Source organism: Brevibacterium sp. 91QC2O2 (genome assembly GCF_024580695.1).
Classification (GTDB): domain Bacteria; phylum Actinomycetota; class Actinomycetes; order Actinomycetales; family Brevibacteriaceae; genus Brevibacterium; species Brevibacterium moorei.
In genome coordinates, this window is sequence record NZ_JANIJY010000067.1 from 1 (window position 1) to 473 (window position 473).

Annotated in this window: 1 protein-coding gene; it reads left to right on the top strand. The window is 64.5% G+C overall.

The annotated features are described in order from the left end of the window. Window positions 1-473, top strand: a 473-nt coding sequence (locus NQ036_RS15445; protein WP_257060021.1) for a GTP-binding protein, incomplete at both ends; no start/stop codon positions are given.

Below are 473 nucleotides of genomic sequence, written 5' to 3' on the forward strand. Positions count from 1 at the left end.
GGAACGACCACCGCATCAACATCATCGACACGCCCGGCCACGTCGACTTCACCATCGAAGTCGAGCGTTCGCTGCGCGTGCTCGACGGTGCGGTCGCGTGCTTCGACGGCGTTGCCGGCGTCGAGCCGCAGTCGGAGACGGTGTGGCGCCAGGCGGACAAGTACAAGGTTCCGCGGATGTGCTTCGTCAACAATCTCGACCGCACGGGTGCCAACTTCGATCGCTGCGTGCAGATGATCAAGGACCGCCTCGGCGCGCGTCCGGCCGTCCTGTACCTGCCGATCGGCCTCGAGGGTGATTTCATCGGCCTCGTCGACTTGGTCGAGAACCGTGCCATCGTGTGGCTCGAGGAGAGCCTCGGCGCCAAGTTCGAGTACAAGGATATCCCCGACAACCTCAAGGATGCCGCCGCCCAGGCGCGTTCGGAGCTGATCGAGATGGCCGTCGAGCAGGACGACGACATCATGGAGGCG